This is a genomic window from Daejeonella sp. JGW-45 (assembly GCF_029360805.1).
Lineage (GTDB): Bacteria > Bacteroidota > Bacteroidia > Sphingobacteriales > Sphingobacteriaceae > Daejeonella.
Genome location: NZ_JARKNC010000001.1, coordinates 292,202 through 308,163 on the forward strand (window position 1 = coordinate 292,202; position 15,962 = coordinate 308,163).

General features: G+C 45.4%; 11 protein-coding genes. 7 read left to right on the plus strand and 4 right to left on the minus strand.

The annotated features are described in order from the left end of the window. Positions 1 to 152 precede the first annotated feature (152 nt). Entirely contained in the window at positions 153 to 2,489 is a 2,337-nt protein-coding gene (locus P2W76_RS01345) for an MMPL family transporter (protein WP_276345662.1), read from the plus strand. 93 nt (positions 2,490 to 2,582) lie between these two features. Here the strand turns inward: P2W76_RS01345 and P2W76_RS01350 are convergent, their stop codons facing one another. Continuing rightward, positions 2,583 to 2,828 carry a signal peptidase gene (locus P2W76_RS01350; protein WP_276345663.1) on the minus strand — a complete coding sequence of 82 codons (246 nt, stop codon included), beginning with the start codon at positions 2,826 to 2,828 and terminating at the stop codon, positions 2,583 to 2,585. A 342-nt stretch (positions 2,829 to 3,170) separates the two neighbouring features. On the opposite strand from P2W76_RS01350, the gene ileS reads away from it, so the two are divergent. From ileS to P2W76_RS01375, 5 genes are all read left to right on the plus strand, one after another. Further along, complete coding sequence (ileS, locus tag P2W76_RS01355) at positions 3,171 to 6,578, plus strand: isoleucine--tRNA ligase (protein ID WP_276345664.1); 3,408 nt, start codon at positions 3,171 to 3,173, stop codon at positions 6,576 to 6,578. A gap of 2 nt (positions 6,579 to 6,580) precedes the next feature. After that, on the plus strand, positions 6,581 to 6,964 hold the full coding sequence (locus P2W76_RS01360; protein ID WP_276345665.1) for a TraR/DksA C4-type zinc finger protein: 384 nt from the start codon (positions 6,581 to 6,583) through the stop codon (positions 6,962 to 6,964). Then, the gene (locus P2W76_RS01365) at positions 6,965 to 7,615 is read left to right on the plus strand and encodes a lipoprotein signal peptidase (RefSeq protein ID WP_276345666.1); all 651 of its coding nucleotides are present in this window, start codon (positions 6,965 to 6,967) and stop codon (positions 7,613 to 7,615) included. A gap of 346 nt (positions 7,616 to 7,961) precedes the next feature. Next, the gene (locus P2W76_RS01370; RefSeq protein ID WP_276345667.1) at positions 7,962 to 8,666 is read left to right on the plus strand and encodes an SIMPL domain-containing protein; all 705 of its coding nucleotides are present in this window, start codon (positions 7,962 to 7,964) and stop codon (positions 8,664 to 8,666) included. 200 nt (positions 8,667 to 8,866) lie between these two features. Next, positions 8,867 to 9,922, plus strand: a complete 1,056-nt coding sequence (locus P2W76_RS01375) for a hypothetical protein (RefSeq protein ID WP_276345668.1) — start codon at positions 8,867 to 8,869, stop codon at positions 9,920 to 9,922. A 57-nt stretch (positions 9,923 to 9,979) separates the two neighbouring features. Here P2W76_RS01375 and P2W76_RS01380 read toward each other — a convergent pair whose 3' ends face one another. Continuing rightward, a complete protein-coding gene (locus P2W76_RS01380; RefSeq protein WP_276345669.1) occupies positions 9,980 to 13,417 on the minus strand; it encodes a pyruvate carboxylase in 3,438 nt (1,145 codons plus the stop codon). Between the two features lie 141 nt (positions 13,418 to 13,558). Between P2W76_RS01380 and P2W76_RS01385 the strand changes: the two genes are divergently transcribed. Next, positions 13,559 to 14,020 (plus strand): DUF4112 domain-containing protein, encoded by a 462-nt coding sequence (locus tag P2W76_RS01385; RefSeq protein WP_276345670.1) that lies wholly within the window; start codon positions 13,559 to 13,561, stop codon positions 14,018 to 14,020. On the opposite strand, the gene P2W76_RS01390 is transcribed toward P2W76_RS01385, so the two are convergent. Together P2W76_RS01390 and serS are read right to left on the minus strand one after the other, a co-directional pair. Next, positions 14,013 to 14,393 carry a response regulator gene (locus P2W76_RS01390; RefSeq protein WP_276345671.1) on the minus strand — a complete coding sequence of 127 codons (381 nt, stop codon included), beginning with the start codon at positions 14,391 to 14,393 and terminating at the stop codon, positions 14,013 to 14,015. The two genes, P2W76_RS01385 and P2W76_RS01390, sit on opposite strands and share 8 nt — an antisense overlap. 248 nt (positions 14,394 to 14,641) lie before the next feature. Then, entirely contained in the window at positions 14,642 to 15,913 is a 1,272-nt protein-coding gene (serS, locus tag P2W76_RS01395) for a serine--tRNA ligase (protein ID WP_276345672.1), read from the minus strand. Positions 15,914 to 15,962 lie beyond the last annotated feature (49 nt).

Below are 15,962 nucleotides of genomic sequence, written 5' to 3' on the forward strand. Positions count from 1 at the left end.
GTAAACTGTCCATACCCCATCCAGTGCGTCGTGTGGAAGTCCTGGCTCTTGGTTCTTGATTCCTGGCTCAATACTCACCCAATTTATTCCCCCGTCCAAATTAAGAATTTTTGTAGTTTTGCGCCCGGGCTTTCTACTTTAAAACGTGCAGCATGTGGAATAACTTTTCCAGGTTCATACTCTCGAACCGCATCTTAATCCTTGTTTTCTTCTTCATGCTTACTGCATTTATGGGCTGGAAAGCAAGTTCTGTAAAACTATCTTATACCGGCAGTAAAATATTGCCCATGTCGGATTCCGCTTTTATTAAGTATAATGACTTTAAAAACAGGTTCGGCGAAGATGGAAATATGATGGTTTTAGGGGTAAGCTCGCCCGATCTCCTGAAAAAAGACCAGTTCAATGACTGGCAGCAGCTTGGCAATGAACTGGGTAAGCTTGAAGGGATTAAAAACGTCCTGTCTATTGGCAGCCTCTATAACTTGTCCAAAGATACAAGCAATCAACGCTTCGTGCTTAGCCCACTGAGCCCCCGCCCTGTCGGCAGTGACGCCGAAATGGACAGTCTCAAAAACCAGATCTACAACCTCCCTTTTTACGAGGGACTACTCTATAATAAAGAGACCCATGCCACCCTTATGGCTATCAATTTCGATCATAAGGTACTCAACTCGAGCCGTCGCGCGCCGATCATCAAAACAATTCGTGAGAAAGCCGATGCGTTCAGCAAAAAGAATAATATAGAGGTCCATTATTCCGGGCTGCCGTTTATCCGGACAGCCGTAAGTCAACTGGTATCACGGGAGTTTGTGCTTTTTCTGGGCCTTTCTATCGTTGTGGCGGCGGTCATCCTGTTTATCTTTTTCAGGCGCTTTTACCCCGTGCTGTTCCCGGTACTGCTGGTCATTGCAGGAGTTATATGGAGTCTGGGTACCCTCGTGATGTTTGGCTATGAAATTACAATGCTGACCGGCCTGATACCGCCGCTTATTGTCATCATCGGTATCCCTAACAGTATTTTACTGCTTAACAAATATCATAATGAACTGAGAAAGCATGGTGACAAAGCCAAAGCTTTGCATGTTACCATTCTGCGGATCTCGGAAACTACCCTGATCGCTAATATTACTGCCGCCATTGGTTTCGGGGTATTATATTTTACCGGCAGTGCTTTACTCGTGGAATTCGGCCTGGTTGCGGCACTCAATGTGATGTTTACCTGGTTCATCTGCCTGTGCCTGATCCCCGTTATCTTTAGTTACCTGCCGGCGCCGAAGCTGAGACCGCAGGAAGAACATGATAAAGACCTGCTGCATCGCCTTCTTGCTAAAACGGATGTCCTGGTTCACGATAGAAGCCGGCTGATCTATATTGTTACCTCCCTGATCACTATCATTTCGCTTATAGGCGTGATGCAAATAAATGTAAATGGTTATGTGGTTGACGATCTTCCGCAAAACTCGCCTATTAACCGTGATCTTAAGTTCTTTGAAAAAAACTTTGAGGGTATACTGCCGCTGGAACTTAGTATTGACACTAAAAAGAAGAACGGCATCCTGAACCTGTCTACGATCAAGAAAGTTGACCGTGTAGAGGAAATGATCACAGCCTATCCGGAGTTTTCACGTTCGGTATCTTTAAACAAAGCCCTTAAATATGCTTCCCAGGCTTTCTACAATGGCGATCCGCAATTCTACCGCATCCCCAATGATATGGAGAAGAATTTCGTGCTGAGCTATCTTGGAAATTCGGGCGGCAACAGTAATATGCTTAAAGGCTTCGTCGACAGCAACAAACAAGTGGCACGCGTAAGTTTCCAGATGGCTGATGTGGGATCTAAGAGAATGAACAGCCTGCTCGAGGAATTGAAGCCAAGAATAGATTCGATATTAAATCCAGGCCGCTTTGACGTGCTGCTTACCGGTTCGAGTATTATCTTTTCAAAGGGAACCGACTATATGCTTACACACCTGATGGAAAGTATTATCCTGGCCATTGTGCTGATATCGCTGCTCAGGCTCGCCCAATTCAGGGATCTCCGCATCATGTTCATTTCCTTGCTGCCCAATGTGATCCCTTTGATCATCACGGCCGGGCTGATGGGTTTCTTTAATATTCCGCTGAAACCTTCAACCATCCTGATCTTTACCATTGCTTTTGGATTAGCATCAGACCAGACCATCTATTTCTTAACGCGTTACCAGCAGGAACTGCAGTCCACCGACCTTAGTACGGCGCGGGTTATTTCAGACACCATCCGCGAAACGGGGGTAAGCATGACCTATATTGCACTGGTACTGTTTTTCGGGTTCGGGATCTTTACGGCATCCACCTTCGGCGGTACGATGATATTGGGATTATTACTCTCCATTACACTGATCATTGCCCTGGTATCAAACCTTACCCTCCTGCCCGCTTTATTGATCTTGCTCGATAAGCGCAAACTGAAAAGACGGGCGAAGATGAAGGGGGAAACTTGGGATATTTGAGAAGTGGGAGGAAAGCTGAAAGCTGAAAACTGAAAGTTAGAAACGCTGTGTCAACTTGTGTCTTCAGTTCTCAGCTTTCACCATTTTCAGTTTTCAGTTTTCAGTTTCAACCGTTTTCTCCTCTTCCCCTGCTCTCTCTTCCAAAATAGCCTTCCTGTCCAATTTCCGGATCAGGCTGTAAACGATATTGAGGAAGCCCGCACCGAAAGCTATGGTACCAATGATCATGGCCCAGCCGTACTTGAACTTATCTCCTTGCATAAGATAATATCCCAGCACGATAAAAGCTACACCTAAAAGTATCAGCCAGATGCCCCGGCGCATGTATTTGTTGAGCATATAATTTTAGTATTTACAAATATACAGTTAATAGCGGTTTAGGTTTGAAGCATGCGTCATATTAATGTCGAGTTATTTTAAACGCAAAGGACGCAGAGGAATACGCAGAGAACGCAGAGGAAGTTTTTTACGTTTGCGGGCGTATACTAGTGTGTAGCTTTATGTACCGCACAAGCTGCAAGCCCGCGCTGGCGTTGTCCTTTGCACCCGCCTGCTCCGGTGGCTGAAACTCTGCGTTCTTTACCCTTAAAAGCCGCGCCTGTCCGATGATTATACGCCAAAACTGGATTTTAGCCTTTAATTTCTTAACTTTGCATCCTTAAATTTGGGGTTAAAACACTGATGTACAAAGAATATAAGCAGCTTGATCTTTCGAAAACAGGTAAGGAGATATTAGAATACTGGAAAAAGAACCAGATTTTCGAGAAAAGTATATCAAACAGGCCTGCTTCCAAATCGTATATTTTCTATGAAGGGCCGCCTTCGGCAAATGGGATGCCGGGAATCCATCACGTCATGGCCCGCTCTATTAAAGACATTTTCTGCCGCTATAAAACCCTGAAAGGATATCGCGTTAAGCGAAAAGGAGGCTGGGACACTCACGGGCTTCCTATTGAACTTGCCGTTGAAAAGAAACTTGGCATTACCAAGGATGACATCGGTAAAACTATTACCGTTGAAGCTTATAATGCGGCCTGCCGTACTGAGGTGATGAAGTATACGGACGTTTGGAACGACCTTACCGAAAAAATGGGGTACTGGGTCGATCTTAACGATCCTTATATTACCTATGAAAATGAATATATCGAAACCTTATGGTGGGTGCTTAAACAGTTTCACCAGAAAGGGCTTCTATACAAAGGATATACTGTACAGCCATACTCGCCCGCAGCGGGAACAGGTCTGAGTTCGCACGAGCTGAACCAGCCGGGAACGTACAAGATGCTGAAGGATACCTCGATTGTCGCTGAGTTCCGTATCAAGAAAGATCAGGCACACCCGCTGATACCTGCCCTGTTTGATGAGGAAGCTGAGGATACCGCCATCATCGCATGGACCACAACTCCCTGGACTTTACCTTCGAACTGTGCACTTGCTGTTGGAGCCGGCATCAACTACATAAAGGTTAAAACGTTTAATCAATATACCTTTGAACCGGTAAGCGTGGTGTTGGCCCGCGACCTGGTGTCAAAATACTTTAAAGAAGAAGCCAGGGACCTGCCTTTCGGCGATTACAAAGCCGGAGACAAGCTCATTCCCTGGACCATCGCTGCAGAATTCAAGGGTGCTGACCTGGTAAACCTGAGGTATCACCAGCTGATGCCTTATGTGAGCAACGAGGACCTGGAAAAGAACGCTTTCAGGGTAATACCTGCTGACTTTGTAACCACAGAAGATGGTACTGGTATAGTTCACACCGCATCGGTATTTGGTGCCGACGATTTCAGGGCTGCACGTGAGAACAATGTACCTTCTGTGATGATAAGGGACGAGAAAGGCAACGAACTTCCGCTGGTTGACAAACACGGCCGCTTTGTGGAGGAGGTTACAGACTTCGCGGGTCGTTATGTTAAAGAAGAATATTACAGTGACGAGGAACGAAGCGATCCCGATTTCAGGCCCACGGATGTCCTTATCGCAATAAAATTAAAGGAAGACAACAAGGCCTTTGATGTTAAGAAATACGAGCACAGTTACCCGCATTGCTGGCGGACCGACAAGCCCGTGCTTTATTACCCGCTCGACAGCTGGTTTATTAAGACCACTGCTGTAAAGGACAGGCTTGTTGAGCTGAATAAAACCATTAACTGGAAACCTGAATCGACCGGTACGGGCCGCTTCGGTAACTGGCTGGAAAACCTGGTAGACTGGAACCTTTCCCGCTCAAGATACTGGGGAACCCCGCTGCCGATCTGGAGAACAGAAGACGGCGATGAAGAAGTTTGTATCGGTTCGATCTCGCAGCTGCGGGAGGGGATCAGGAAATCGGTCGAAGCTGGCTTTATGGATGCCTCTTTTGAGATCAATGACATGCATCGCCCCTATGTGGATGATGTGATACTGGTCTCGCCGAAAGGTAAAAAGATGTTCCGCGAAAGCGATCTGATCGACGTCTGGTTCGACTCAGGTGCGATGCCGTACGCCCAGTGGGGTTTGCCCAAGACCGAGGCCGGGCAACGGGGCGATATCAGTCCTGAAGAATTTATAGAATACTGGAATAACCACTTTGGCGATAATGGAGAAGCCGGATCCATATATCCCGCCGACTTTATAGCCGAAGGTGTTGATCAGACCCGCGGATGGTTCTTTACCCTCCACGCAATAGCAGTAATGCTCAACGATAGCGTTTCGTTCAAGAACGTGGTTTCAAACGGCCTTGTGCTGGATAAGAACGGCAACAAGATGTCTAAGCGCCTGGGTAATGCAGTTGATCCGTTTGAAACTATAGGGCAATATGGCGCCGATGCAACCCGCTGGTACATGATCAGTAATGCGTCACCATGGGATAACCTGAAGTTTAACATAGAAGGCATTGACGAGGTACGCCGGAAGTTCTTTGGAACCCTGCATAATACCTACGCGTTCTTTGCGCTATATGCTAATATCGATGGCTTTAAGTACGAGGAAACGGAAGTGGAGAACCGTCCGGAAATAGACCGCTGGATCATTTCGCTGCTAAACTCACTGGGCCTTGAGGTAGATAAGTATTATGCCGACTATGAGCCGACACGTGCCACCCGGGCTATCCAGAATTTCGTGGATGAGAACCTGAGCAACTGGTATGTACGTCTCTGCCGCCGCCGTTTCTGGAAAGGCGACTATACGGAAGATAAGATCTCTGCTTATCAAACCCTGTACACTTGTTTAAATACCATTGCCAAACTAATGGCGCCGGTAGCTCCTTTCTTTAGTGACCGGTTGTTTATGGACCTCAATGCTGTAACGGGAAAAGAGAATGCAGGATCTGTTCATTTAGCCGATTTCCCTGAATATGATAAGGCCCATGTCGATAAAGAGCTCGAAGAACGTATGGGAATAGCCCAGGATGTTTCTTCATTGGTATTGTCGCTTCGAAAAAAGGTGAGCATTAATGTCCGTCAGCCTTTAAGCAAGATCCTTATCCCTGTTCTCGATAAAAGCTTTAAAACTAAGGTAGAGAAGGTGAAAGATCTTATCCTTTCGGAGACCAACATTAAGGATATTGAATACATTACCGATACTGCTGGCTTCATCAGCAAAAAGATAAAGCCAAACTTTAAGGCCCTTGGCCCCAAAGTGGGGAAAGATATGAAGATTGTTGCCGCGGCATTAACCGGATTATCACAGCAGGATATCAGCAAATTTGAGATCGATAGGGTATTTACGATCCCCGGAACACCGTATTCTGTAGAGATTGAAGACGTCGAGATAGTTGCAGAAGATGTTCCGGGATGGCAGGTTGCAAATCTCGGAAAACTAACCGTTGCTTTAGATGTTACACTTACCAACGAGCTCAAACAGGAAGGCATTTCCAGAGAGCTGGTGAACCGCATCCAGAACCTGCGCAAAGACCTGGGATTTGAGGTAACTGACAAGATTAACGTCCTGATAAAAGACCACCCGTATATTGCGGAAGCTGTTAGAAATAATTTACCTTATATTTGCGCCGAAATTCTGGCGGATTCCCTCGAACTTGTAACCGAGATTGAACAGGGTGTAACAGTGGGTATTGATGAGAATGATTTAACGCTATTAATAAATAAAGTCTAGACATGGAGAAGAACGAAAAAACAAGGTATTCTGATGCAGAATTGGTAGAATTTAAAGAGCTTATTTTAGAGAAATTACGTAGTTCAAAAGAAGAGCTGGCCGCTTTAACACAGTCGCTAAGCAATCCTAATATGAATGGTACCGATGATACAGCCGGGACCTACAAGACTCTGGAAGACGGATCAGCAACTCTTGAAAAAGAATCGATCAATCAGTTAGCTGCCCGCCAGAAGAAATTCATCGATGCACTCGAAAGCGCATTGGTTCGTATTGAAAACAAAACCTACGGAGTGTGCCGTGAAACAGGAAAACTGATCCCGAAAGAGCGCCTGCGCGCAGTGCCGCACGCTACTCTTAGTATGGAAGCTAAACTGAAACAGGCCTAGATGAAAGCTTATTTTAAGCCATTTCTTGCTGTCGTATTAATTTTGCTTGCCGACCAGATTTTAAAGTTCTGGATCAAACTTAACATGACCCTTGGTCAGGAGTTTAAGGTTCTGGGCAACTATGTCCTGATCCATTTTACCGAAAATAACGGTATGGCTTTCGGTATGGAGTTCGGCGGTGAGGCGGGCAAGCTTGCCCTGACTCTTTTCCGCATCGCTGCGGTTTGCGGTATTGGCTATGGCGTTGTTTATCTGATCCAGAAAAAGTATCACCGGGGCCTGATCATGAATCTCTCCCTGATCTTCGCAGGTGCGATGGGGAACATTATTGACTCTACCTTTTATGGGATAATATTCAACGAAAGCACCTATTATGAGGCGGCTAAGCTTTTACCTCCCGAAGGAGGCTATTCGAGCTTGTTCCACGGTAAAGTGGTAGATATGTTCTACCTCCCGATCCTGCAGGGCATTTATCCTTCATGGGTGCCGGTATGGGGTGGTGAGGAGTTTATATTCTTCCGGCCGGTATTTAATATTGCCGACTCGGCAATATCAATCGGCGTGGTGATGATCCTCATCTACCAGAAAAGATATTTTAAAGAAGAGAAGAAGGAAGAAATTTACCCGCATAGCGAGATGATCGAGGAATAGTATCAAGTGGCAGGTATCAAGACCCTGTCCCTGCTGGCGGAGCGCGGCAACAAAGAGGTAGTTTGTATAAACTGCCTTTTTTTATGGAGACTGCGGTGTGTACGTGTCCGTCAGCCTAAAAACTTTCCAACACCTGTAATACTTCCCGCAAAGTTTCCGTCTAGCAAAAGAGCCTTTAAAATCTTTCGCCATTTGCTGATTATCTATACTCTCCAAGGTTAATTTACCAATATAAACCATTGACAACCAGACGAAATAACTAACTGACAAAATTCGGATTATGGAATTGGCACGAATATTACATCCCACTATAAAGATTAAATAAAATAAAGAAATGATAAATAATATGAAAACGATAATTGCCGCAGCCCTGATCAGTGTATTCAGTTTAACTGCATATTCCCAGAACGTAGATACCCGCAAAAAGATAGAAGTGAACGGGACAGCCGAAGCAGAAGTGACTCCTGATATTATCTATATCAGCATGTCTTTGAAGGAATATTTCAGGGACTCAGCAAATAAGAAGAAAGTAGAGATCGAAGAACTGGAAAGGCAGCTTCAGGCCGCAGTGCTGAAAGCCGGAGTCCCGCAGGAGAATTTTATGATCAATAACATTTCCAGCTATACGGATTACTGGACAAAAAAGAAATCAGCAGAGTTCCTGGCCCGTAAACAATACCGTATTAAGGTTACGGACCTGACTAAGTTTAACGAGATCATGAGCGCTGTAGATCCAAAAGGTATAGAGTACAGCAATATTGAGAGCTATGATTATTCAAAAATAGAACAGCTTAAAAAAGATCTCAAGATCAAAGCACTGCAGGCGGCAAAAGATAAGGCTAACTACCTGATCACGTCTATCGGCGGAAGCCTTGGAAGTCCGCTGGACATAACCGAAATAAACAATGAGTATTACCCGCAACCCATTTACCGTGCCAATACCATGATGAAAACGGAAGCTGCTATGGATGCTGCCGCATCAATGCCGGATATCGACTTTAAAAAGATAAAGCTGACCTATCAGATGAAGGCGGTGTTTGAGATAAAATAATCATTTGCGAATACGAATTTGCAAAAGCCTTTCCGACGGAGAGGCTTTTGTTTTTGTAACAGAACAGCACTTCCATGAATGCCTGATATCAATTATATTGCTTTCTTATATTTGTAAATGTTCCTGACCCCAATAGTAAAGCTGCAAGACACTTTCAACTTTCAACCCGATAGCAATCGGGTTTCAACTTTCAACTGATCATGGACCGACTCCAGGAACCCAGGAACGATGTTCCGTCGAAGAAGAAAACACTGTACGCCATACGGCCGGAGCTCAGGGAGTATTTGCTTAAGTATGACCGGGAGGTAAAGCTGCCTGTCCAGTATTCCGACCTTTTGCGATTTAACCTTTTTACCCCTCTGCGCGACAAGGAGGGCAAGGATACTCTTTGGCATACGGTTTATTATGATGAGAGTGAGATGAAAGAGCTATTTCCAAATCTCACCTATATCTATGCTCTGATGAATACCGATGGCGACACCGCGGTGATGGAGCATCTTTCTGTAGCCCGGATAGATTACTGCACCTTTGCAAATACACGCCCGTTCAGGATCAGGATCATTAATAAGCTGAATGACAATTACGATCATTTCTACATCAAGGTAGCCGACGCGTCGCGGGTATACGGGCTGGAGCTGGAGCACGTACTGTCGCCCAACCGGATCATTTACATGACGGATGGGAATACTTTAATTGAAGAGCATATACCGGGCCTTCCCGGCGATCTCTTTATTGAGCACCGGCTCGAAACCAATAAGTTTAACCAGATCAGGATCTGCAAGGAGTTTGTAAAGTTTAACGAACGCTGTTTTGTAAGGCTGTTAGGTGATATGAGGTCTTACAATTTTGTGGTGGATATTACTCCGGATATTGAGGGAAACCAGTACCGTCTGCGTGCGATAGACTTCGACCAGCAATCTTACGAGGGCAGGCTGAAGATGTATCTTCCCCATTATTTCAAGGAGAATGTTAAATTGGTACAGCTGGGCATGAAACACATGGACGACACTACCATGCGCCAATACCAGGAGGAGGAACGGAGCCTCATAGCTAACCGTTTCCGCTCGGGTTACTACAGGCTGGAAGATCTCTTCCGCATTATGAATATTGACGATATATCACACCCGGCTAAGATCATGCAACTGAGCCAGGAACTGGCGGCCCATTATAAAAATCCTGTGTTTAATAGTTGTAACAGAATGGGTCAGCTGGTTTTTGAATGTCTAGGACAGGTTGTTGGAAAGAGAGGACTTTGATCTTTCAGTTTCCAGTTTTCAGTTTTCAGTTTTCAGTTCTCCTCTTTCATCTTCCCCTCACATAAACTCGAGCACCATATCGTCAGTATTAACAAGCGTACCGGGAGTCAAAACAATATCTCCTACTTTACCATCGGCATTAGCTGCAATATTAGTTTCCATTTTCATCGCCTCAACCATAAATAACGGCTGATTTTTCTTTACAACATCTCCCTTTTTAACAAAGATCTTCGACAGCATACCCTGCAGTGGCGAACCGATATGGTTCTCGTTGGATTTATCAATTTTACGGTTCTCCTGTTTAACTACCTTAATTGATTTATCCTGTACTTCGATGTTCCTGGTTTGTCCGTTCAGCTTAAAGAAAGCTGTACGCATCCCTTTATCATCAGCAGGACCGATCGACTGAAGCCGTACAAGTAAGGTTTTACCGGGAGCAAGCTGGATCGTGGTTTCTTCACCAGGCTTCATACCATACAAGAAGTATTTGGTAGGAACTACATCCACGTCGCCATACTTACGGAACATCTGGATATAATCCTCGGTTACCTTGGGGTACATCTTATATGACAGGTAGGTTGTGTACGGCAGATCATCCCCAAAGTTCTTCTTAAAGTCTTTGAAATCCTGTTCCAGGTCCAGTGGGGCAATTGTTTTGCCTGGCCGCTCTGTAAGTGGGCTTTTGCCTTTTAGTATGATCCGCTGAAGCTCTTCAGGGAATCCACCTTCCGGCTGACCGAGCTCGCCCATGAAGAATGAAACAACAGATTCAGGAAAAGACAACTGCTCACCTTTAGTGAAAATATCTTCTTTGCTGATGTTATTTGCAACCATGTATTGGGCAAGGTCGCCTACTACCTTCGAGCTCGGTGTAACCTTAACGATATCACCGAACATCTCATTCACATCTGCATAACGCTCCTTGATCTCTTCAAATTTATCGCCCAGACCAAGTGAAATTGCCTGGGGCTTCAGGTTAGAATACTGTCCGCCTGGTATTTCATTCCGGAACACTTCGGCAGAGCTGGATTTCATTCCCGATTCGAACGGATAATAATAATCACGTACTTGCTCCCAATAATTGCTGAACTGGTTCAGTGACTTAATATCGTAAGGGTTTTCCCTTTCGTGAAAGCGCATCATCTCCACAACCGAATTAAAGTTGGGTTGCGATGTCAGTCCTGATAAAGATCCCAAAGCACAGTCAACCACGTCAACCCCTGCCTCAATGGCCATTAAATAAGTGGCAGACTGAAGTGATGAAGTATCGTGAGTATGTAAATGGATCGGGATCTTAACGGTGTCTTTCAGCGCTTCAATCAGGATCTTTGCCGCGTAAGGCTTTAATAAGCCGGACATGTCCTTAACTCCCAGAATATGTGAGCCGGCATTTTCAAGATCTTTGGCCATTTTCACATAATAGTCAAGGTTGTATTTTGAGCGCTCCGGATTAAGGATATCGCCGGTATAGCACAATGAGCCTTCGGCGATACCACCGGTTTTACGCACCATTTCTATACATGGAGCAATATTCTCCATCCAGTTGAGGGAGTCGAATATGCGGAAGACATCCACACCATTTTCCCAGCTCTTCTGAACAAAAGATTCCACGAGATTATCCGGATATGCAGAATATCCGACGCCATTACATCCCCTGATAAGCATCTGGATCAAAATATTCGGCATCGCAGCCCGCAATTTCTGCAAACGCATCCATGGGTCTTCGTGCAGGAACCTTAGGCAAACATCAAAAGTTGCGCCTCCCCAGGCTTCCATACTGAATGTCTGAGGATGATCTTTCGCGTAGGCTTCTGCAACTTTCAGCATGTCGTAGGTACGCATGCGTGTTGCCAGCAGCGACTGGTGACCGTCACGGAAAGTTGTGTCTGTATAATAGATCTTCTTCTCGTTCTTAAGCCAGGTACAAAATGCTTCTGCTCCCATTTCTGTAAGCATGTCTTTCGTTCCCTTTGGATATGGTGAAGCATGATCGTACTCCGGAACAACGGGCTTCTCGAGACGCCGGTCTTTATCGTAGTTCTTTACATCCGGGTTTCCGTTAAGCGAAACTTCACCCAGGAAGGAAAGGATCCTGGTACCTCGGTCAAGCCCTGTTTTGATCTTAAACAATTCGGGATACTCCTGAATGAAATTAACAGTAGCTTTTCCTTCAGTGAAAACCGGGTGATTGATAATGTTCTCCAGGAACTGGATATTGTTCTTTACCCCCCGTATCCTGAATTCACGGAGCGCACGGTTCATCTTACGCGTAGCATCCATCAATGTAGCCCCCTGGGTGCTTACTTTAACAAGCATAGAATCGAAGAAAGGACTGATCTTCATTCCCGGATAAGTGCTTCCCTCGTCGAGCCTTACACCAAATCCGGTGGCATTCCTGTACGTGATCAGGGTGCCGTAATCGGGCTTAAAATCGCTGGATGGATCTTCCGTAGTGATACGGCATTGCATCGCGTAACCATTCTTCATCACCTTGCTCTGGTCAGAAAGACCGATCTCGGGATCGCTTAATTTGTAACCGTCGGCGATATAGATCTGGGTTTTTATCAAATCTATGCCGGTAATCATTTCCGTTACTGTATGTTCAACCTGGATCCTCGGGTTTACTTCTATAAAATAGATGTTTTCCTCTGAGTCCACCAGGAACTCTACCGTGCCGACGTTATTGTAATTTACCGCTTTCGCGATATTGACCGCATACGTATAAAGCTGCTGGCGTGTTTCCTCTTTTAAATTCAGCGACGGGGCAACTTCAACAACTTTCTGGAAGCGTCTTTGTACTGAACAATCGCGTTCATACAGGTGCATCACATTCTTATAGCAATCGGCAACGATCTGAATTTCAATATGGCGCGGCCGGTCTATAAATTTCTCCAGGAAAACGGTATCATCACCAAAGGCATTCTTAGCCTCACTTCTTGCTTCAGAATACGCCTTTTTCAGTTCCTCTTCGGTCCTGACTACCCGCATACCACGGCCGCCACCGCCTGCGGCAGCTTTAACCATAAGCGGGAACCCGATCCGTCCGGCTTCCGACATGGCAATGTCAAGAGTTGTCAGATCAGGGCGGTTACTTTCTATGATAGGGATCTTAGCTTCGGTGGCAACGGTTTTTGCTGTGATCTTATCCCCTAAAGCAATCATTACATCCGGCCTTGGCCCGATAAAAATGATTCCATTATCGGCACATTGCTGGGCAAATTCCGGATTCTCTGACAAAAAGCCATATCCGGGATGGATAGCATCTGCTTTACAATATTTAGCCATCTCAATGATGGCCTGAATATCAAGGTAAGGTTTTAAAGGATCGCTATCTTCGCCGATTTGGTAGGCTTCATCAGCTTTATAGCGGTGCAGAGAATACCGGTCCTCATAAGTATAGATCGCCGCAGTCTGAATGTTAAGTTCGTTGCAGGCACGGCTAATTCTGATCGCAATTTCTCCCCTGTTGGCAATCAGTATTTTTTTGATATTCATATTTTAATAGAAACTTGCTTCCAAGATATGAAATTTATGCAGTATACCAAAAAACAATATGGTTCAAATCATTGACCTGTTGAGTTTAAAACCACATTTATGTAGCTAAAAATCCGGCACAGGCTTTGTAATAATCGTCAGATGCAAAAACCAATAAGCTCTAAATTAAAATGGGTGGAACGGGTATCTTACCTGATGGACGAGCAGTTCCGTTTGCCGGGAACCAAGTTCCGGTTTGGCCTCGATCCTATTATTAATCTGATCCCGGTAGCGGGAGATCTTGGCGGTTTTGCAGTTTCCGCAGTACTTCTGTTAACGATGGCGAAGCATGGTGTAAGCTCAAAGGTACTGATCCTGATGACGCTAAATATCATCCTTGATTCAACGATAGGCGCTATCCCCGTTCTGGGTCACATTTTTGACTTTGCCTATAAATCAAACAGCAGGAATATAAAGCTGCTTAAAGAGCATTACGACGAAGGCAAGCACCAGGGAAGCGGCGCCGGCATAATTGCATGGATCGTGATCGTCCTGCTGATATGCTTCCTGCTCTTTGCTTACGTGCTGTGGCTGGTGCTAAGCTGGCTGATAGATCTTATCTGATTATAATTGGCTCAGGATTAATAAAGCTCTTAATCTCGTTTACAAGCATGTTCAGATCGAAAGGTTTGGGCAGGAATGAATCGCACCCGAACTGAGCATTTTTTACAGCTGCTTCCGGATGCGCAGATAGCATGATCACCGGAATATTCTTTTTTCCGGGGTCGCTCTTAAGATCCTGGCATATCTCGCCACCGTTCCTCCCGGCAAGTAAATAATCAAGAATGATCAGGTCGGGTTCAAAGTCATCGATCATCCGGAACACATTATCACCAGAAAGCATAGGCCTAACTTTGAAGCCGCAATAAGTTAACGACAGGTCTATCGCCTCTAAAATTCCCGGATCATCGTCCAGCACTAATATTCGATTTTCCATATCCGTTATACATTGGTTGTAATATTATACGAAGGGAAATGGAATTTGTTGCAGGAAAGGTAGAGGTGTACGTTGTACGTTATACGTTATACGTTATACGTTATACGTTATACGTTATACGTTCCTTGCGAGCGTACCTAACGACTTTACCTCGGAACTCGTCGTTTAAATTGGAATAGGTCCTAAATGCCTGCAGTTTATGCGATCACACGTGAGACGTATAACTTAAAACGTACAACGTAAAACTTTTAGTTGATAAGCTCAAACCCCGTATACCTCACCAATGCTTCCGGTATCCTGATACCACGTTCAGTTTGGTTATTCTCGAGCAGGGATGCCACGATACGCGGCAGGGCGAGCGCACTGCCATTTAAGGTATGCGCGAGTTGTGGTTTGCCTTCCTTGCCTTTAAACCGGAGCTTCAGACGGTTACTTTGATAGGTCTCGAAATTAGAAACCGAAGAGACTTCGAGCCAGCGTGCCTGTGCTGCGCACCACACTTCCATGTCGTATGTTTTGGCCGAAGTGAATCCCATATCGCCGCCGCATAAACTAAGTACACGGTAAGGCAGCTGGAGCTTTTGCAGTAATGATTGCACGTACGTACTCATTTCTTCCAGAACGCTGTAAGAACTCTCAGGATGAACAACCTGTACGATCTCAACCTTATCGAACTGGTGCAGCCTGTTTAACCCGCGAACGTGTGCTCCGTAAGAGCCTGCTTCACGGCGAAAACAAGGCGTGTAGGCTGTATTCCTGATAGGAAGCTCTTCCTCTTTAACGATCACGTCCCGGTAAAGGTTGGTGATCGGCACCTCCGCGGTAGGTATCAGGTACAGGTTATCTGCACCGATGTGATACATTTGTCCTTCTTTATCCGGAAGTTGTCCGGTGCCAAAGCCAGAAGCCTCGTTAACTACAACCGGAGGCTGCATTTCGCGGTAACCTGCTGTTTCGGCATGGTCCAGGAAAAAGTTGATCAGCGCCCGCTGAAGCTTTGCCCCTTTTCCTTTATATACAGGGAATCCCGCGCCGGCAATCTTGTTGCCCAGCTCAAAATCTATAATATCATATTTAGCTGCCAGTTCCCAGTGAGGCAATGCATTAGCCGGCAACTGCGGAATAGTACCATGTTCTAAAGCAACTACATTATCATCTGGTGTCGAACCTTTCGGGACGGAGCTATGGGGCAGGTTAGGAAGCAAGACCAGGCTATTTTGCAGGAGGATCTCGATGGCTCCCAGCTTGTCGCCAAGGCTTTTGGTCTGCTCTTTAAATGCATTTGTCTGCTGTTTGAGACTATCGGCTTCCTGCTTCAAGCCCTGGCGCATCAGTTCTCCGATCTTTTTGGCTGCTGCATTCGCTTCGGCTGAAATGGAATCAAGCTGCGTTTGCGTCTGGCGGCGGTCGTCATCAAGCTGGATGATCTGATCAACCAGCTCAGGCTGTTTGAAATTCCTGACGGTTAAACGGCTTAAAACTTCATCTCTATTTTCACGGATATAACTAACTTGCAGCATCTTTAATAATTTTACGCAAAGATATAAACAGTTTGGAGTTTGATGGCTG